The sequence below is a fragment of the Amycolatopsis sp. NPDC006131 genome (assembly GCF_040614175.1).
GTDB lineage: Bacteria > Actinomycetota > Actinomycetes > Mycobacteriales > Pseudonocardiaceae > Amycolatopsis_E > Amycolatopsis_E tucumanensis.
Genome location: NZ_JBEXTX010000139.1, coordinates 1 through 17,868, shown reverse-complemented (window position 1 = coordinate 17,868; position 17,868 = coordinate 1). Strand labels below are relative to the sequence as shown.

Sequence of the window (17,868 nt, the reverse complement as noted above, 5' to 3'; positions counted from 1 at the left end):
ATTCCATTGGGCGGGAGAGGGACTCGTTCCAGCGCTGGCTGGACGAGAAGGTCGCGAGCAGGGCGACGGCTTCCGGTGCCGCCACGATGGCGGTCGTCAAGGCCGACGGCTACGGCCACGGCGCGGTCCCCGTCGCGCGCGCCGCGCTGCAGGCCGGCGCGACCTGGCTCGGCGCCTGCTCCCTGGGCGAGGCGCTCGCGCTGCGCGAGGCGGGCATCACCGCGCCCATCCTGGCCTGGCTCGACCTGCCGACCACCGACTTCGCGCCGGGCATCGCCGCGGACGTCGACCTCTCGGCCAGCTCCCGGGCCGAACTCGTGCGCATTGCCGAAGCCGCCCGTCGCACCGGCAAGCGCGCCCGGGTCCACCTGAAGATCGACACCGGCCTGTCCCGCAACGGCTGCCCCGCCGCGGACTGGCCCGCCCTGGTCAAGGAGGCCGCCGGGGAGCCGGACGTCGAGGTCGTCGCCATCTGGTCGCACCTCGCGTGCGCCGACGAGCCTGGCCACCCGGCGACCGACCAGCAGGCCGAGCGCTTCGCCGCGGCGTACGAGATCGCGCGCGAGGCCGGCCTGAACCCGTTGCGGCACCTGGCGAACTCGGCCGCCACGCTGAACCGCCCGGACCTGCACTTCGACCTCGTCCGCCCGGGCATCGCGATCTACGGCCTCAACCCCAACCCGCAACCCGAGGACCTGCGCCCGGTGATGACGTTCCGCTCGTCGGTCGTGCTCACCAAACGGATCCGCGCCGGCGAGTCCGTCTCCTATGGACACACGTGGACCGCGCGGCGGGACACCACGCTCGCCCTCGTGCCCACCGGTTACGCCGACGGGGTGCCGCGCACGCTGTCCGGCCGGATGGACGTGTGGCTGCACGGCAAGCGCCGTCCGGTCGCCGGTCGCGTGTGCATGGACCAGCTGGTCGTGGACTGCGGCGACGACGAGCCGCCGCTGGGCGCGGAGGTGGTCCTGTTCGGCGACGGCGCCCGGGGCGAACCGACCGCACGCGAATGGGCCGACAAGATCGGCACCATCGACTACGAGATCGTCACCGGCATGTACCGGCCGCGGATCCGGCGGCGGTACCTGGGGGAGGACGTCTGATGGTGTCCCGCCGGATGCTCACCGTGCTCGGCGGTGCCGTCGCGCTGGTCACCGGCACCGCGGCGGCCACCATCGCGGTGACCGCGCAGCAGCAGCGCCAGCGGGACCACCTCACCGGCGAACGGCTCGGCACCCTCGACCCCGACCGCACCTCCACGGTCGCCGCGGACGACGGCACGCCGCTGTCGGTGTCCGAGATCGACCCGGCCGACGGCGGCAAACCCGAGCTGACGGTGGTGGGTGTGCACGGGTTCGCGTTGTCGCAGCTGAGCTGGCACTTCCAGCGCCGCGACCTGGCATCGCTCACCTTGCCGCGCGTGCGGCAGGTCTACTACGACCACCGCGGGCACGGCACGTCCGGCCCGGCCAACGAGAAGACCAGCACCATCGAACAACTGGCCCGCGACCTCGACGCGGTGCTGCGCGCCGTCGCGCCCGAGGGGCCGATCGTGCTCATGGGGCACTCCATGGGCGGCATGGTGGTCATGGAGCTGGCCCAGCAGAACCCGGAGTTGTTCGCCGAGCGGATCTGCGGGGTCGCGTTCATCGCCACCGCGGCGGGCGAGGTGGGCCGCAAGGGGCTGCCGCGTGGGCTGCTGTCCAAGTACAACCCGCTGACCCGCGGTGTCGGCGAGCTCGCCGGGTGGCAGCCGGGGCTGGTCGAGTTCGTGCGGGCCGCGGGCGGGCAGCTGACCCGGCAGGCCGTGCGGCTGCTCGCGTTCGGCTCCCGCGACGTCGACCCGCGCGTGGTCGACTTCATGCTCGAGATGCTGGCCGTGACGTCGGTGAAGGAGCTGGTCGGGTTCGTCGACACGCTCGGCAGCCACAACCGGTACGCGGCGCTGGCCGGTCTGAAGCACGCGCACGTGCTGGTGATCGGCGCCGACACCGACCGGTTCACGCCGTACTCGCACGCGGAGCGGATCGCGGCGGAGCTGCCCGACGCCGAGCTGGTGCGGGTGCGCGGCGCCGGGCACATGGTGCAGCTCGAACAGCCCGAGGTGGTCGACAGCCACCTCATCGACCTGGTACAGCGGTGCGCGGGAGTGACGGACGAGTCCCGCCCGCGGCGGATGTGGCGGTGGTTGAACCAATGAGCATCGAGTTACCGACGGCCGACGACACGGTGGCGTTCGGCGAGTCCCTGGGCCGCACGTTGCGGGCGGGCGACGTCGTCCTGCTCGCCGGTCCGCTCGGCGCGGGCAAGACCGTGCTGACGCGCGGGATCGCGGCCGGGCTGGGCGTGTCCGGGCGGGTCAGCTCGCCGACGTTCGTGATCGCGCGGGTGCACCCGGCGGGGGAGCGCGGCGTCGCGCTGGTGCACGTCGACGCCTACCGCCTCGGCGGTGACCTGGCGCAGCTCGACGACCTGGACCTGGACACCGACCTCGAATCGGCCGCCGTGGTCGTGGAGTGGGGCGAGGGTTCCGCGGAGCGGCTGTCGTCCGACCACCTGGTGGTCCGGATCGACCGGCGGCCCGACGACGTGCGGGAACTGACCCTGGAGCCGCACGGCTCGTGGGTCGAGCGCGTACCCGAGCTGGTGGGCTGATGGGGCGCGCGGTCGTCGTCGAGGCCCCCGGCAAGCTGAGCGTCGTGCGGACCGAGCCGGAGGACCCCGGCCACGGTGAGGTCGTCGTCCGCGTCGAGTGGGCGGGGATCTGCGGGTCGGACCGCGAGGTGCTCGCCGGGACGCGGACCGAGGGTTTCGTGCGGTACCCGGTGGTGCCCGGGCACGAGTGGTCGGGCACGGTCGTCGAGCTGGGGCCGGGCACCGACCCGGAGCTGCTCGGCAAACCCGTGGTGGGCGAAGGGTTCCGCAACTGCGGCCGGTGCGCCCCGTGCCGGCGCGGCGACACGACCCTGTGCACCGCCGAGTACGACGAGACGGGCTTCACCCAGCCCGGCGCGTGGGCCGACGAGCTGCGGATCCCGGCGCGGCTGCTGCACGTGCTGCCCGACGGCGCCGACCTGCGCGCCGCGGCGCTGCTGGAACCGGCGGCGTGCATGGCGGCCGCGACGCTGCTCGCGGCGGTCGTGCCGGGCGAACGGGTGGCGGTGATCGGCGGCGGCACGCTCGGCCTGCTGGCGACGCAGCTGTTGGCGGCGAGCGGCCCGGCCGAGCTGGTCGTGGTGGACCCGCGGGCCTCCCGCGCGGTGCCCGCGTCCCGCTTCTGCGGCGCGACCGGCTTCTACAGCCCGGGCGCGGCGCCGGGCGGGTTCGACGTGGTGGTGGAGGCGGCGGGCGCGCCGGGCACGGGCGCGCAAGCGGTGCGGATGTGCCGCCGCGGCGGCCGGGTGGTGCTGACCGGCCTGGCGGGCCACGAGACGGAGCCGATCGCGCCCGCGGACCTGGTGACGGCCGCGGTGACGGTGCACACGGTGTTCGGCGCGCCGTCCCGCGCGTGGACGCACGCCGTGCGGGCCTTCGCGACCGGTCTGCTGGACCCCGGGCCGCTGATCACGCACGAGTTCCCGCTCGAGGAAGCCGAACGCGCCCTGCGGTTGCTGGAGGACCCCGCCGTCGACACCGGCAAGGTCCTGCTGCACCCCTGACCCGACTCCGCCCGGCGCGAGCCCTACCCGCGCAGGCGCGAGTTCTGAATCCGGCCAGAGCCTCGTGCCCGCAGGCACGGGGCCCGCGCTCCCGAGCGCGAGTTCCGTGTTCGGGCGCGCTCCTGCCGCCAAGCCCGGCAGCCAGTCCGGCCTCAGCGGCCCACGATCCCCCGCGCCACACCGAGCTCCACCAGGTCCTGCGGCCGCAACCGCAGCTGGTTCGCCGTCGCCGGGACCTCCTCGGGCGCGCGCTTCAGGATCGACGCCGCCGCCTCCGGGGACGTGACCGAGAAGTAGCTGTCCGGCGTCACCCACGTCCGCTCGGGGTGGGCGAACGCCAACGCGCCCCCGGAGCCGCCCTCGCCGATCACCAGCGTCGTCACCGGCACCGACGCCCCGGCCACCGCGGCGAAGACCTCCGCGATCGCCGCGCCGGCGCCGGCCCGTTCGGCCGCCGGGTCGTTGGCCGCGCCCGGGGTGTCCACCAGTGTGAGCACCGGGATCCCCAGCCGGTCGGCCAGCCGGATCAGCCGCGCCGCCGTGCGGAAACCCGACGGCAGCGTCGCGGTCCCGCACTGCGCGGCGTAGGCGACCGTCACGCCCCCGCGCATTCCGAACCCGCACCGCACCCCGGGATCAACGCCGCCGCACCGGTCGCCGCTGATGTCCTCCCGCCACTCGAAGTAGGCGTCCAAATAGGACTCGGCTCGCGGCCGTGACGGAGCACGCGCCGCCTGCACTGCCGCCCAGCCGTCCGCCGGGAGCTCATCGCCGCCCAAAGCCGATGGCGGCGGCGCCGGCCGCCCGTCCGCGCCCGTCAGCAACGACAACCACCGGCCCAGCCGCTCGCCCAGCTCCGCCGCCGGGACGATCTGGTCCACGTGCCCGGATGCCAGCTGCGACTCCGCCGTGTACGCCGACGCGTCACCGGACGGCCGCACCCGCGACCCGGCGAACCCGACCTGCGCCCCGGGCAGGGCCAGCGCCACGTCCGAACCGGCGCCGAGCGTGGCCCAGCCGCCGCCGGTCGTCGGGTCCCGCACGACCGCGACCTGCGGCAACCCGGCGGCCCGCGTCAGCGCCGCCTGCCGGGCGATCCGCTGCAGCTGGGTCAGCGCGGCCATGCCCTCCTGCATCCGGCTGCCGCCGGTCGCGATCATCGACACGACCGGCGTCCGCAGCTCCCGCGCCCGCTCGAACGCCGCCTCGATCCGGTCGCCGGTGCGCCGCCCGAGCGAGCCGCCGAGGAACCCGAACTCCCACGCGATGACGGTCGCCTCGGTGTCGCCGAACTTGCCGACCCCGCACACCACCGATTCCCGCTCGCCGGTGCGCTCGGCGGCCCTGTCACGCGCGGAGTCGTAACCGGGCCAGCCGATCGGACCGTCCACACCGGACTCGGCGCTGGGTGGCGCGGGCAGCTCGGTGAACCCGGAGCACACCGAGCCGATCACCGCGCGGGCGCTCTCACGCATCCAGCGCCCGCTTCATGACCTTGCCCATGTCGTTGCGCGGCAACGCATCCAGGAACCGGACCACCCGCGGCCGCTTGTGCGGCGACAGCAACCGGGCGACGTGGTCGACCAGCTCCTGCTCCGCGGGCGGCTCCCCGGCGGGCACGATCCACGCCACGATCCGCTCGCCGAGGTCCGGGTCCGGCTCGCCGGTCACCGCGGCCTCGGCCACGCCCGGGTGCTCCAGCAGCGCGTTCTCGATCTCGCCGGCGCCGATCTTGTAGCCGCCGCTCTTGATCAGGTCGGTGGCCTTGCGCCCGACGATCCGGTAGTAGCCGTCGGCGTCCCGGGTCGCCATGTCGCCGGTGCGGAACCAGCCGGCGTCGAAGACCTCCGCGGTCGCGTCCGGGCGGTTGAGGTACTCGGTGAACAGGTTCGGCCCGCGCACCTGGATCTCGCCGACCGTTTCGCCGTCGCTGGTCTCGATGACCGCGCCCGACTCGTCGACCAGCCGCACCTCGACCCCGCGCAGCGGCACCCCGACCGTGCCGGGCTTGCGTTCGCCGTCGGCCCGGACGCTGGTGTTCATCAGCGTCTCGCTCATGCCGTAGCGCTCCACGACCTGCTGCCCGGTGGCCGCGCGGATGCGCTCGTGGTCGTGCACCGGCAGCGCGGCCGACCCGGACACCAGCAGCCGCGCCCCGCTCAGCGCCTTGGCCAGCTCGGCGTTGCCGCCCACCTCCTCCGCGATGCGGTGGTACATCGTGGGCACGCCGAACATCATCGTCGCCTCGGTCGACAGTTCCCTGGCGATGACGTCGGTGACGAACTTCCCGGCGTGGTGCACGGTGCCGCCGCGGCGCAGCGGGCCGAGGATCCCGAGGATCAGGCCGTGCACGTGGAACAGCGGCAGCGCGTGCACGAGCACGTCGTCCGCGGTCCACTGCCAGGCGTCCTCCAGCGCGTCGAGCGTGCTGGAGATGGCTCGGCGCGGCAGCACGACGCCCTTCGGCGGGCCGGTCGTGCCCGAGGTGTAGACGATCAGCGCGGGCGCCTCGTCGCCCGGCTCCTCGGGCAGGTCACCGGGGCTGCCGATCAGCGCGACCTGCTGGCGCGGCAGGTTCGCCAGCCGCTCCGGCAGCTTCGCGCCCGGCTCGCTGAGGACGAGCGAGGGGGCGCTGTCGTTCACGATGTGGTCGAGTTCGCGCTCGCCGATCTTCGGGTTGACCGGGACGGCCGGGACACCCGCGAGCAGCGCCGCGACCACGGCGACGCTCGTGTGGATGGTCGGCGTCGCCCACACCGCCACCCGCGTGGGTGACTGGGCGCGGATCTCCCTCGCGAGTGAACCGGCGATCGCCGCCAGTTCCGCGTAGTCGAGCGAGACCTCGCCGAAGCGCAGGGCCTCCTTCTCGGGCGGCTCTGCCAGGGCCGGGAACAACCGTTCGGGCACGTGAACTCCTCACAGATCAGCCGAGTCCGGGCACGATGAACACGAGCCAGACGACGGCGGGTACCACGGCGACCATGATGCCGCCGTAGACGAGCAACTGCCGGAAGAAGGCGTCCCGGTCCACCTCGCGGGCATTGGCCAGCACCAGCGCGCCGTTGGTGGAGAACGGGCTGACGTCGACGACTGTGGCCGACACCGCGAGCGCGCAGATCATGCCGACCGGGCCGACCGTGCCCAGCGCGAGGAACGGCACCGCGAGCGGGATGAGCGCGCCCATGATCCCGACCGACGACGCGAACGCCGACACGATCGCGCCGATGTAGCACAGCAGCAGCGCGGCGAGCAGCGGCGCGCCGATGCCGCCGACGCCCTCGCCCGCCCACTCGATCGTGCCCATCTCCTGCAGGACGCCGACGTAGGTCAGCACGCCGCAGATCAGCAGCACGGTGGGCCAGGTGACCTCGCCGACGGCCTTCTTGCTGGTCGCGGGCCAGATCACGCTGAGCACCACGGCCAGCGTCATCGCGGTCAGGCCGACGTCGAGGTCGAACACCAGCGTGGCGACGACCAGCACGGCCAGGCTCGCCAGCGTGGCGATGCGGGGCGCGTTGAGGCGGATGCGCTCGCGGGTTTCGACGCCGGCCGACCCGGTGCCGGCGGGCGGGCCGCCGGTGCCCGCGGCGACGAGCTCGCGGTCCCGGTCGGTGGTGCGGATGGTCTGCCGCTTGCGCAGGAGGACGAACACGATGGCCGCGATCACCACGTTGACCACGAAACTGGCCAGGAAGAGCGTGATCTCGCTGCCGCCGAGGCGTTCGCGCTCGACGATGCCGTTGACGATGGTGCCGTAGACGCTGATCGGCGAGAAGCCGCCGGCCTGCGCGCCGTGCACGACCATCGCGCCCATCAGCAGCGGGTGGATGCCGTACTGGGCGGCGAACCCGAGCGCGACGGGCGCGACGATGGCGACCGCGGCCGGGCTGACCGCGCCGATCGCGGTGAGCACCGCGGTGATGGCGAAGGTGACCCAGGGGATCAGCGCGACGCGGCCGCGGACCAGCCGGACGGCGGCGTCGACCAGCCAGTCCGTGGTGCCGTTGGCGCGGGCGATGGCGAACAGGAACGTGACGCCGACGAGCACGACGAACAGGTCGCCGGGGAAGCCGGCGAAGATCTGGTCGGCATCCATGTTCGCGGCCAGCGTGCCGACGCCGAACGCGGCCGCGAAGGACAGCACCCCCATGTTGATCGAGCGAGTCGTCGCTATCACGAAGACGACCGCGAGGACGAGGATCGAGATCAGCTCAGCGGACATCGGTAGAACTCCCGCCGTTGGGATTCAAGTGGCTGAGTGGCTGAACCACTTTGCGGCTCAGCCACTCAGCCTGTCAAGGGCTAGGCTTCGGAACGTGTCTGATGCGCTGAGCCCGATGGTCCGTCCGCGGCTGTACGAGCAGGTCCTGGAGCGGTTGCGGGCCTACGCGGCCGACGCCGGGCTGCGTGCGGGCGACCGGTTGCCCGCGGAGCGGGACCTGGCGCAGCGGCTCGGGGTGAGCCGGGCCTCGGTGAAGCAGGCGATCGTGGTGCTGGAGGTGCAGGGCCTGGTCGAGACCCGGCACGGCGGCGGGACGTACCTGGTGCGGGACGCGCTGGACGCCGAGCCGGTCGAGCGGCTGGTGGAACGCCGGCGGCGGCTGCCGGACGTGCTCGACGCGCGGGAGGCGCTGGAGACGAAGCTGGCCGAGCTGGCGGCGGTGCGCCGGACCGACGAGGACCTGGCCGCGCTGGAGTCGGCGCTGGAGTTCATGGCGGCCGAGATCAGGGATGGGGGAGCCGGGGTCGAGGGTGACCGCAGGTTCCACGCGGCGATCACCGGGGCCGCGCACAGCGCCCTGCTGGCCGAGTTCATGGGCGCGATCGCCGACCAGATCACCGAGAGCCGGAACGAGTCGCTCCGCCAGCCGGGCCGCCCGCCGCGGTCGCTGGACCAGCACATCCGCATCGCGAACGCCATCCGAGACCGCAACCCGAAGACCGCGGCCGAAGCGATGCGGGACCACCTCCGCACGGTCGCCGAGGTGCGCCTGCTGAGCTGGGACCCGGAGGACTGACCCGGAAGGCGCCCGGCCACCGCCCGGTTGCGCCCGGTGACGGCGAGCCTCCGGCTGCGCATTCTTCCCGCGCCCCACGAACCGCAAGCCGGCAACGCAACGACACCGACTACCCCAATCAGACCTCCCCCGCCCCCGATCCCCAGCCGATCTTTGGTCGTCGATCAGTCGTGTCAAGGCACGCTTTCCCGCCTTGACACGGCTGCTCGGCGACTGAAACACGATCAGGCATCGGGGGCGGAGGAGGTCGGCACCCCACCGGCCCGGTAACCGCAGGTCGGCGCGCACGCCGTACCCTGGAGAGCTGTGCTGGTACTGGCTCTGGACACGTCGACGCCCGCGGTGACCGCCGGGGTCGCCGAGCTCACCACGAGCGCCACCGTGCTCGCCGAGCGGGTGACGCTCGACCCGCGTGCGCACGGTGAGCTCATCACCCCGCACGCCCTCGACGCGGCGCGCGAAGCGGGTGTCGCGCTCAAGGACCTGGCGGCGATCGTCGTCGGCGCCGGGCCGGGGCCGTTCACCGGTCTGCGCGCCGGTCTCGCCACCGCCGCCGCTCTCGGTCACGCGCTCGGCATCCCCGTCCACCCGGTCTGCAGCCTCGACGCGATCGCCCGTCAGGCCGGCCTTGGCGAGCCGTTCCACGTCGTCACCGACGCCCGCCGCCGCGAGGTGTACTGGGCGGCCTACGACGCGGACGGCCTGCGCACCGACGGCCCGCACGTCCAGGCGCCCGCCGAGCTGTCGATCAGCCTCGCCGCCGGGGACGGCGCCCGCCTCTACGCCGAGCAGCTCGGCGCCCGGGTCGTCGAGCCGTACTACCCGAGCACCGCCGGTCTGGTGGCCGCGGCCCGCGAGGCGCTGACCTCGGGAGCCGAGCCCGCCCCGCTGACGCCGCTCTACCTGCGCCGCCCGGACGCCGTCGAACCCGCCGCGCGGAAGCGGGTGACCACCGCGTGAAGCTCGCCAAGCTGCGCCGCAAGGACGTGGACCGGTGCGCCGAGATCGAGAAGGTCCTCTTCGCCGGTGACGACCCGTGGAGCGCCCGCGCGTTCCTCAGCGAGCTGGACTCCGGCGCCTACTACCTCGGCGCGTACACCCCCGAGGACGTCCTGATCGGCTACGCCGGCCTGGCGGTCGTCGGCGGCCGGGGCGAGTACGAGGCCAGCGTCCACACCATCGGCGTCGACCCGGCTCACCAGGGCCAGGGCATCGGCACCGCGCTGCTGCGCGCACTGCTCGCCCGCGCCGACGAGGTCCGCGCGCCGGTGTTCCTGGAGGTCCGCACCGACAACGACCGCGCCCAGGAGCTGTACCGGCGGCACGGTTTCGAGCAGATCGGCCTGCGCAAGCGTTACTACCACCCGTCCGGCGCCGACGCGTACACGATGATGCGCCCCGCCGTGAGCAAGCAGGAGGTGGGCTGATGTCCCGCGTCATCCTCGGCATCGAAAGCTCCTGCGACGAGACCGGCGTCGGCCTCGTGCGCCTGCACGACGACGGCGCCGTCGAGCTCCTCGCCGACGAGGTCGCGTCGAGCGTCGAGCAGCACGCGCGGTTCGGCGGAGTGGTGCCGGAGGTCGCCAGCCGCGCCCACCTGGAGGCCATGCGGCCGACGGCCGAGCGCGCGTTCGCCACGGCCGGGCTCCGGCTGTCCGATGTGGACGCCATCGCGGTGACCGCGGGCCCGGGGCTCGCGGGCGCGCTGCTGGTGGGCGTCTCGGCGGCGAAGGCCTACGCGGCGGCGCTGGACGTCCCGCTCTACGGCGTCAACCACCTGGCCGGGCACATCGCGGTGGACACCCTGCAGCACGGCCCGTTGCCGAAGCCGTGCCTGGCGATGCTGGTGTCCGGCGGTCACACGCAGCTGCTGCGGGTGGACGACATCGCCGGTGAGATCACCGAGATCGGGTCCACTGTGGACGACGCCGCCGGCGAGGCCTACGACAAGGTGGCCCGCGTGCTCGGCCTGCCGTACCCGGGCGGCCCGCCGATCGACAAGGCCGCACGCGAGGGCGACCCCACGGCGATCGACTTCCCGCGCGGAATGACCGGCCCGCGGGACGCGAAGTTCGACTTCTCGTTCTCCGGCTTGAAGACCGCGGTGGCGCGGTGGGTGGAGAACGCCGAGCGCCGCGGCGACGAGATCCCGGTGAACGACGTGGCGGCGTCCTTCCAGGAGGCGGTGGCCGACGTGCTGACCGCGAAGGCCGTGCGCGCGGCGACGGAGATGGGCATCGGCACGTTGGTGATCTCCGGCGGGGTCGCGGCGAACTCGCGGTTGTCCAGCTTGGCGCGAGAGCGGTGCGAGGCCGCGGGGATCGAGCTGCGCGTCCCGAGGCCGCGCCTGTGCACCGACAACGGCGCGATGATCGCCGCGCTGGGCGCGCACGTGGTGGCGGCGGAGAAGAAGCCGTCGGCGCTGGACCTCTCCGCGAACCCCGCGCTGCCGGTGGAGATCGTCTCGCTCTGAGGGATTGCCGCGCGCTTGAGCGCGAAGCTCGCGCCCGCCGTCAGGGGGCGAGCGTGACCGTGCTGTGCGTCGGCGAGCCCGGCAGTGTGCTGCGGCAAGCCGTGAGGGACCGCCCCGGCCACCGATCCGGCAGCCGGGGCAGCCCCGTCAGATGCAGTCGACCGCGTACTCAGCCACGCCTTCGCCCTCCCAGGTGACCGTGCCGGTCCCCCTCGGCGCGATCGGCACGCACGCGGGGCGCTCCCCGGTGCTCAGGGCGATCGAGCCCTCGATCGCCACCCCGCAGTCGTTGCGCAGCTCGGCCCAGCCGGGGCCGCTGTCGGTCAGCTCCGCGCAGGCGCCCAGCGCACCCGCCTCGCCCGCCCACGCGGGCGACGCCGTCGCCAGCAGCCCGGCCGCGACCACCGCGACGCCCGCGGCCATGCGAATCCCCACCGTTCCTCCCCAGACTCACCGCACGTCACGCGCGCGTGCGTGAAACCACCACGTCGTCGAGCTTGACGAAGCCCACCCGGTGCCCGAACTGCACCTGCACGTACTTCGTCTTCCCGCGCACCACCACGTGCTGCGCCGCGTCGAAGGTCGTCGCCGAGTAGTACTCCGCAGTCAGCGTCGGGCCTGCCGCGTACTTCTGGCCCGCGGGCAGCGTGTACTGCAGCGGCACGACCTCCTGCGGCGTGAGCCCCTCCGGGTACGCCTCCGCCTCCGGGTACGCCCGCCCGTACACCGGCACCGACGACAGCCCCGGCCGCGGCGTCACCACCTGCCCCAGCACCGGCACCACGCCGGACGACCGCAGCCACCCCTTCTGGCCGAGGAACCACACCGCCGTCCAGTCGCCGCGGACCTCCGCCACCGCGTACCGCTGCCCGGTCGAGACCCGGCTGCCCACGTCCGAGATCGCCACCGTGGAGGGCCCGCCCTCGGGGTGCAGGCCCACGTCCGCCAGCAACGGCGCGTCGTCGCGGGGTTCGGTGCGCAGGAACAGCGCCGACGAACCACGCGCCGGGCACGCGGCGCCCGGGGCCGACGTGTCGCAGCCCGTGTAGCCGGTCGGGTTCGTGGCGAAGTCCGGTTTGACCATCACCAGGCCCGTCGGCTGCCGCACCGGCCGCGCGTTCAGCGGCGCCCCGAGCAGGTCGAAGTAGTGCGCCCAGTCCCAGTACGGCGCCGGGTCCCAGTGCATGCCGGCGACCTTGTCCGCGGTCGTGCCGGGCACGTTGTCGTGACCGATGATGTGCTCGCGGTCCAGCGGGATCCGGTACTTCCCGGCCAGGTACTTCACCAGCTTCGCCGAGGTCCGGTACATCGCCTCGGTGTACCAGGTGCCCTGCGCCGCGAACCCCTCGTGCTCGACGCCGATCGACTTCGCGTTGAAGTACCAGTTCCCGGCGTGCCAGCCGACGTCCTTGGTCAGCACGTGCTGTGCGACGTGCCCGTCCGTCGAGCGCAGCGTGTAGTGCCACGCCAGGTACGACGGGTCCTGCACGAGCCCGATCGCCGCGTCGTAGGTGCACTCGGTGTCGTGGATGACGATGTGCGTGATCTGCTGGGAGTTGGGCCGCTCGGCCTTGTCGTAGTTGCCGTAGTTGCCGCCGCCGAGGTCCTGGTAGGGCGCCGGGATCCACTCGACGGGCAGCCCGGGCGGGGCTTCGGCCGCGCCTTCCGCGACCGTGGACAGCCCGAGCGCGCGGACCTGCTCGCGCCGCGGCGAAACCGGCGTCGCGGGCAGCGCGACGGCCTGCCCGTCGTCGGTGGTCCGGCTCGCGCCTGCGGTGATGGTCGAGAACACCTCGTCGGCGAAGAACGTCGCGGTCCCGGTGTCCGAAGCGCCGGAGTAGCGGGCGACCGCGCCGTACCAGTCGGCGGGCACGTCGGCGCGGGCGCCGAGTTCTCGTTGGTAGTGGGCCAGAACCGCCGCGCCACCGCGGATGTTCTGCACCGGGTCCGTCCGGAGCGTCGCGGCGTCCACGCCGGTGAGCCCGGCGGCGAGGTCCACGGTCTGCAGCGCGTCCGACGTGTGCGGCCGCAGCTCGCCGCGCGCCGAGTCGCCACGCGGGTCCTCGCCCTTGTCGTGGTGGCTGCCCCCGGCGGCGATCGCGCGCAGGTCGGTCAGGTGCATCGGGCCGAAACCGGCGCCGGTGCTCGGCGCGCCGCCGTGCGAGTCCCACCGGGACTTCAGGTACGAGACGCCGAGCAGCACGGGTTCCGGGACCCCGAACTCCGCCGCCGCGGCGGCGAACGCCCGCTGACGGGCGGAAGTCGTGGCGGCGGCAGCACCGGGCGCGGCCACCACGGCCACGCCGGCGGTGCCGGCGGCGATCGCGCGCAAAGCGTTGCGGCGGGTGATCGGCATGCTGCCCTCCCAGGCTGGTGTAGCCAGGAAACTACACAGTGGCAAGGGGGTTGGGAACTACCCGATCACTTGCGCGCCCCTGCCAGGTCTTTCAGGCACCGGCGACAGCCCGGCCGCGAACCGTCGCGATCGATGGAGGCGGGTATCCACCGCCGCGCGGGAAGGGCTGGGGGTGACCGCCGCCGGGCGGGAACGGGCCCTGCTGCTGCGGGTACCACCGGGCGCCGGGCTGCGACCCGTAGTGCTGGCCCGGCTGGGGTGGTTACGTCATCGGCACGCCTCTGCTGGGGCCGCTGCACCACCTCGGTTCGCCACGGGGCGTACGACGCCTTGTGGGTGACAGCGGTTCCGGTCAGCGCACCGGTTCCGGGGCGGGGCGGTTGTCGAAGGCCTCGCGCGCCGCGAGGATCTCGCCGACGTGCTCCTCTGCCCACTCGCCCAGCACGTTGAACATGTCGCCGACCTGCGTGCCGAGGGCGGTCAGCGAGTACTCGACGCGGGGCGGCACGGTCGGGTAGACGGCCCGGTCGACCAGGCCGTCGCGTTCGAGCGCGCGCAGCGTCTGGGTGAGCGACTTCTGGGTGATGCCCTCCAGCCGGCGGCGCAACTCGTTGAAGCGCACGGGGCCGTCGCTGCGGCGCAGGAAGCTCAGCACCAGCAGCGTCCACTTGTTGGCCAGCGCGTCGAGCACCGTGCGGGCGGGGCAGGCGCGGAGGTAGGACTGGACGGTATCCACGAGGTACCTGGATATCAGGAAGGTGCCTTCTTCACAACCGATACCACTGCGCACGAGGATCTCCGGTGTGAAAGCTGTTGATGTGCGGGCCGTGGGTGGCCCCGAGGTCCTGGAATTCGTCGACGCGCCGCGGCCGGTGCCCGGGCCGGGCGAGGTGCTGGTGCGGGTGCACGCGGTGGGGGTGAACGCGGCCGACTGGAAGCTGCGGCGGGGGCTGGTGGAGGGGTTCGGGATCGTGCCGCCGTTCCGGCTCGGCCTGGACTTCTCGGGCGTGGTCGAGGAGACCGGCGAGGAGGTGTTCGGGCTGGTGATGTCGCGCTGGGGCGCCTACGCCGAGTACGTGGCCGTGCCCCGCGACGCGCTGGCCCCGAAGCCGGCGGCCCTGGACCACGTCGACGCCGCCGCGCTGCCGACGGCTGTGCTGACCGCCTCCCAGGCGCTCGCCGATGTCCGTGCTGGTCAGCGCGTCCTGATCCACGCCGCGGCCGGCGGGGTCGGGCACGTGGCGGTGCAGGTGGCGAAGGCCAGGGGCGCGCACGTGATCGGCACCGCCCGGGCGGTCAACCACGAGTTCCTGCGGGCACTCGGCGCGGACGAGCTGATCGACCACACCGCGGTCGACTTCACCACGGCCGTGTCCGATGTGGACGTGGTGTTCGACCTGGTCGGCGGCGAGTACGGCTCGCGCTCGCTGCGGGTGCTGAACCCCGGCGGCGTGCTGATCGACGCCCAGGGCGACGACGGGGCGGACGACTCGCGCTACCGGCGGTTCCACGTGCAGCCGTCGGCCGCGGAGCTGGCGCGGGCCGCGGACGTGCGGGTCCACGTCTCGCAGGTCCTGCCGCTGGCGGACGCCGCGAAGGCGCACGAGCTGAGCGAGAGCGGGCGAGTGCGCGGGAAGATCGTGCTGGTTCCGTAGAACGGCCCCGGGACCGCGCCATCGGGGTCCCGGGGCCGTTCAGGTCAAGGCCGGTGCTAGCAGCCTCCGCAGCAACCGCATCCGGGGCCACTGCACGAGCTGCAACAGCTGCAACCACCCATGGGAACACCATTCCTTCCAGTCGTGTCCGGGCCGTTTCCCAAGGTAGGCAGCGGGGTCGGAAGTCAACACCGCTCAACGAGTGAGATGGCGATATCGCTACGTGACGACGTGTGCCGCGCCCGACGGCTGCCGCTGCGACGGGGCCGGCAAAGTGCCCGGTCAAGCACCTTGACAAGGGGTGGCAGCCACACCGGGGGACCCTCCTTGCGCGGCTAGCACTCCCGTGGCTAGAGTGCTAATCGAAGGCACCGCACACGCCCCGGCACCCGCGACGGCGGGGGTGGTAGGCGCCGAAACCAAGTAAGTACCTGCCAACGCTTTCGACGACCCGTGGAGGTCAACCCGGTGAGCGTGAACATCAAACCGCTCGAGGACAAGATCGTTGTCCAGACGAGCGAGGCCGAGGAGACGACCGCGTCCGGCCTCGTCATCCCCGACACCGCCAAGGAGAAGCCCCAGGAGGGCAAGGTTCTGGCCGTTGGCCCGGGCCGCGTCGACGACAAGGGGAACCGCATCCCCGTCGACGTCAACGTCGGCGACGTCGTCATCTACTCCAAGTACGGCGGCACCGAGGTCAAGTACAACGGTGAGGACTACCTGATCCTGTCCGCTCGCGACGTGCTGGCTGTCGTCAACTGACACAGGCGCTGCGGTGAACGCCCCGGGCCCCGCTGGAAAGCCGGGGACGGGGCGTTCTGCTGTCTGAGAGGACTTCCATGCCCAAGCAGATCAACTTCGACGAGGACGCTCGTCGAGCCCTCGAGCGCGGCGTCAACAAGCTCGCCGACGCGGTCAAGGTCACCCTCGGCCCGCGCGGTCGCCACGTCGTGCTGGACAAGAAGTTCGGCGGCCCCACGATCACCCTCGACGGCGTCACCGTCGCGCGGGAGATCGAGCTGGAGGACCCGTTCGAGAACCTGGGTGCCCAGCTGGCCAAGAACGTGGCCACCAAGACCAACGACGTCGCCGGCGACGGCACCACCACGGCCACCGTGCTGGCGCAGTCTCTGGTGAAGGTCGGCCTCCGCAACGTGGCCGCCGGCGCCAACCCGGCCGGCCTCGGCAAGGGCATCGAGGCGGCCGCGGAGAAGGTCATCGAGGTGCTCAAGTCCAAGGCCACCCCGGTCAAGGGCCGCGACAACATCGCCCAGGTCGGCACGGTCACCTCGCGTGACGCCACCATCGGCGCCCTGCTCGGCGAGGCCGTGGAGCGGGTCGGCGAGGACGGTGTGATCACCGTGGAGGAGTCCTCCACGCTGGCGACCGAACTCGAGATCACCGAGGGTGTGCAGTTCGACAAGGGCTACCTGTCGGCGCACTTCGCGACCGACCCGGAGGAGCAGCGGGCGATCCTCGAGAACGCCTACGTGCTGCTGCACCGCGAGAAGATCTCGGCGCTGGCCGACCTGCTGCCGATCCTGGAGAAGGTCGCCGAGTCGAAGAAGCCGCTGCTGATCATCGCCGAGGACGTCGAGGGCGAGGCGCTGTCCACCCTGGTGGTCAACGCCCTGCGCAAGACCCTCGTCGCGGTCGCGGTGAAGGCCCCGTTCTTCGGTGACCGCCGCAAGGCGTTCCTGGACGACCTGGCCGTCGTCACCGGCGCGCAGGTCATCTCCTCGGAGGTCGGCCTGAAGCTGTCCGAGATCGGCCTCGACTCGCTGGGCACCGCCCGGCGCATCGAGATCACCAAGGACAACACGACGATCGTCGACGGTGCAGGCACCAAGGCCGACATCGAGGCCCGCATCGCGCAGATCCGCAAGGAGATCGAGACCACCGACTCCGACTGGGACCGCGAGAAGCTGCAGGAGCGGCTGGCGAAGCTCGGCGGCGGTGTCGCGGTGATCAAGGTCGGCGCGGCCACCGAGACCGAGCTGAACGAGCGCAAGCACCGCATCGAGGACGCCGTGGCTTCGACCAAGGCGGCCGTCGAGGAGGGCATCGTGCCCGGCGGTGGTTCGGCGATCGTGCACGCGGTCAAGGAGCTCGAGGGCGACCTCGGTCTGACCGGCGACGAGGCCACGGGTGTCCGCATCGTGCGGGACGCCCTGACCGCGCCGCTGAACTGGATCGCCGCGAACGCCGGCTACGAGGGCCCGGTCATCGTGTCCAAGGTGCAGGAGCAGGGCTGGGGCTACGGCTTCAACGCCGCCACCGGCGAGATCACCGACCTGCTGCAGGCCGGCATCGTCGACCCGGTGAAGGTGACCCGCTCCGCGGTGGCGAACGCGGCCTCCATCGCCCGTCTCGTCCTGACCACGGAGAGCACCGTGGTGGACAAGCCGGTCGAGGAGCCCGAGAACACCGGCCACGGCCACGGCCACGCGCACTAGCCAACGACAAGCACCAAGAGGGCCCCCGCCACAGGCGGGGGCCCTTCCAATTTCCAGCACCACAACCACCACCCGGCAACGGAGCTCGGCAACACGAGGCAGCCACCGCCCACCTACCAAACCGCCGCCCGGCAACGACCGCCGGAACCCCCCCGAGCCACCCCTCTCCCGCAACCCGATCCCCAGCCAAATCGGTTGCCGAGCCACCGGGTCAAGGCACGCTTTCCCGCCTTGACGCGGTGTCTCGG

General features: G+C 72.9%; 17 protein-coding genes. 11 read left to right on the top strand and 6 right to left on the bottom strand.

Annotated elements, in window-relative coordinates:
• Positions 1 to 5: 5 nt before the first annotated feature.
• The 4 genes from alr to ABZ215_RS39045 are packed head-to-tail and all read left to right on the top strand — an operon-like array spanning position 6 to position 3,662.
• On the top strand, positions 6 to 1,106 hold the full coding sequence (alr, locus tag ABZ215_RS39060) for an alanine racemase (protein WP_354955648.1): 1,101 nt from the start codon (positions 6 to 8) through the stop codon (positions 1,104 to 1,106).
• Positions 1,106 to 2,203 (top strand): alpha/beta hydrolase, encoded by a 1,098-nt coding sequence (locus tag ABZ215_RS39055; protein ID WP_020420017.1) that lies wholly within the window; start codon positions 1,106 to 1,108, stop codon positions 2,201 to 2,203. The genes alr and ABZ215_RS39055 overlap by 1 nt, the downstream gene beginning before the upstream one ends.
• The gene (tsaE, locus tag ABZ215_RS39050) at positions 2,200 to 2,658 is read left to right on the top strand and encodes a tRNA (adenosine(37)-N6)-threonylcarbamoyltransferase complex ATPase subunit type 1 TsaE (RefSeq protein ID WP_020420018.1); all 459 of its coding nucleotides are present in this window, start codon (positions 2,200 to 2,202) and stop codon (positions 2,656 to 2,658) included. Before ABZ215_RS39055 ends, tsaE begins: the two co-directional genes overlap by 4 nt.
• Positions 2,658 to 3,662 (top strand): alcohol dehydrogenase catalytic domain-containing protein, encoded by a 1,005-nt coding sequence (locus ABZ215_RS39045; protein WP_354955646.1) that lies wholly within the window; start codon positions 2,658 to 2,660, stop codon positions 3,660 to 3,662. Before tsaE ends, ABZ215_RS39045 begins: the two co-directional genes overlap by 1 nt.
• 152 nt (positions 3,663 to 3,814) lie before the next feature.
• On the opposite strand, the gene ABZ215_RS39040 is transcribed toward ABZ215_RS39045, so the two are convergent.
• The 3 genes from ABZ215_RS39040 to ABZ215_RS39030 are packed head-to-tail and all read right to left on the bottom strand — an operon-like array spanning position 3,815 to position 7,884.
• Positions 3,815 to 5,137, bottom strand: coding sequence for a carboxyl transferase domain-containing protein (locus ABZ215_RS39040; RefSeq protein WP_354711973.1), 1,323 nt, complete (start codon positions 5,135 to 5,137; stop codon positions 3,815 to 3,817).
• Positions 5,130 to 6,569 carry an acyl-CoA synthetase gene (locus ABZ215_RS39035; RefSeq protein ID WP_354955644.1) on the bottom strand — a complete coding sequence of 480 codons (1,440 nt, stop codon included), beginning with the start codon at positions 6,567 to 6,569 and terminating at the stop codon, positions 5,130 to 5,132. The genes ABZ215_RS39040 and ABZ215_RS39035 overlap by 8 nt, the downstream gene beginning before the upstream one ends.
• A 16-nt stretch (positions 6,570 to 6,585) precedes the next feature.
• A complete protein-coding gene (locus ABZ215_RS39030) occupies positions 6,586 to 7,884 on the bottom strand; it encodes an SLC13 family permease (RefSeq protein WP_354955642.1) in 1,299 nt (432 codons plus the stop codon).
• 94 nt (positions 7,885 to 7,978) lie between these two features.
• On the opposite strand from ABZ215_RS39030, the gene ABZ215_RS39025 reads away from it, so the two are divergent.
• From ABZ215_RS39025 to tsaD, 4 genes are all read left to right on the top strand, one after another.
• Positions 7,979 to 8,680: a FadR/GntR family transcriptional regulator gene (locus ABZ215_RS39025; protein ID WP_237339606.1), complete on the top strand. Its 702-nt coding sequence runs from the start codon at positions 7,979 to 7,981 to the stop codon at positions 8,678 to 8,680.
• Between the two features lie 306 nt (positions 8,681 to 8,986).
• Positions 8,987 to 9,640, top strand: coding sequence for a tRNA (adenosine(37)-N6)-threonylcarbamoyltransferase complex dimerization subunit type 1 TsaB (tsaB, locus tag ABZ215_RS39020; RefSeq protein WP_354955640.1), 654 nt, complete (start codon positions 8,987 to 8,989; stop codon positions 9,638 to 9,640).
• Positions 9,637 to 10,107: a ribosomal protein S18-alanine N-acetyltransferase gene (gene rimI, locus ABZ215_RS39015; RefSeq protein WP_354955638.1), complete on the top strand. Its 471-nt coding sequence runs from the start codon at positions 9,637 to 9,639 to the stop codon at positions 10,105 to 10,107. The genes tsaB and rimI overlap by 4 nt, the downstream gene beginning before the upstream one ends.
• Positions 10,107 to 11,153, top strand: coding sequence for a tRNA (adenosine(37)-N6)-threonylcarbamoyltransferase complex transferase subunit TsaD (gene tsaD / locus ABZ215_RS39010; protein ID WP_354955636.1), 1,047 nt, complete (start codon positions 10,107 to 10,109; stop codon positions 11,151 to 11,153). The genes rimI and tsaD overlap by 1 nt, the downstream gene beginning before the upstream one ends.
• Positions 11,154 to 11,300: 147 nt before the next feature.
• Here tsaD and ABZ215_RS39005 read toward each other — a convergent pair whose 3' ends face one another.
• From ABZ215_RS39005 to ABZ215_RS38995, 3 genes are all read right to left on the bottom strand, one after another.
• The gene (locus ABZ215_RS39005) at positions 11,301 to 11,588 is read right to left on the bottom strand and encodes a hypothetical protein (protein ID WP_354711974.1); all 288 of its coding nucleotides are present in this window, start codon (positions 11,586 to 11,588) and stop codon (positions 11,301 to 11,303) included.
• A gap of 25 nt (positions 11,589 to 11,613) precedes the next feature.
• A complete protein-coding gene (locus ABZ215_RS39000; protein ID WP_354955634.1) occupies positions 11,614 to 13,509 on the bottom strand; it encodes an N-acetylmuramoyl-L-alanine amidase in 1,896 nt (631 codons plus the stop codon).
• 352 nt (positions 13,510 to 13,861) lie between these two features.
• A complete protein-coding gene (locus ABZ215_RS38995) occupies positions 13,862 to 14,245 on the bottom strand; it encodes a helix-turn-helix domain-containing protein (protein WP_020420029.1) in 384 nt (127 codons plus the stop codon).
• 67 nt (positions 14,246 to 14,312) lie between these two features.
• Between ABZ215_RS38995 and ABZ215_RS38990 the strand changes: the two genes are divergently transcribed.
• The 3 genes from ABZ215_RS38990 (at position 14,313) to groL (ending at position 17,620) form a co-directional block, all read left to right on the top strand.
• Positions 14,313 to 15,164, top strand: coding sequence for an NADP-dependent oxidoreductase (locus ABZ215_RS38990; protein ID WP_354955632.1), 852 nt, complete (start codon positions 14,313 to 14,315; stop codon positions 15,162 to 15,164).
• Between the two features lie 468 nt (positions 15,165 to 15,632).
• Entirely contained in the window at positions 15,633 to 15,926 is a 294-nt protein-coding gene (gene groES / locus ABZ215_RS38985) for a co-chaperone GroES (protein ID WP_026153773.1), read from the top strand.
• 77 nt (positions 15,927 to 16,003) lie between these two features.
• Positions 16,004 to 17,620 carry a chaperonin GroEL gene (gene groL, locus ABZ215_RS38980; protein ID WP_017986679.1) on the top strand — a complete coding sequence of 539 codons (1,617 nt, stop codon included), beginning with the start codon at positions 16,004 to 16,006 and terminating at the stop codon, positions 17,618 to 17,620.
• Positions 17,621 to 17,868: the final 248 nt, after the last annotated feature.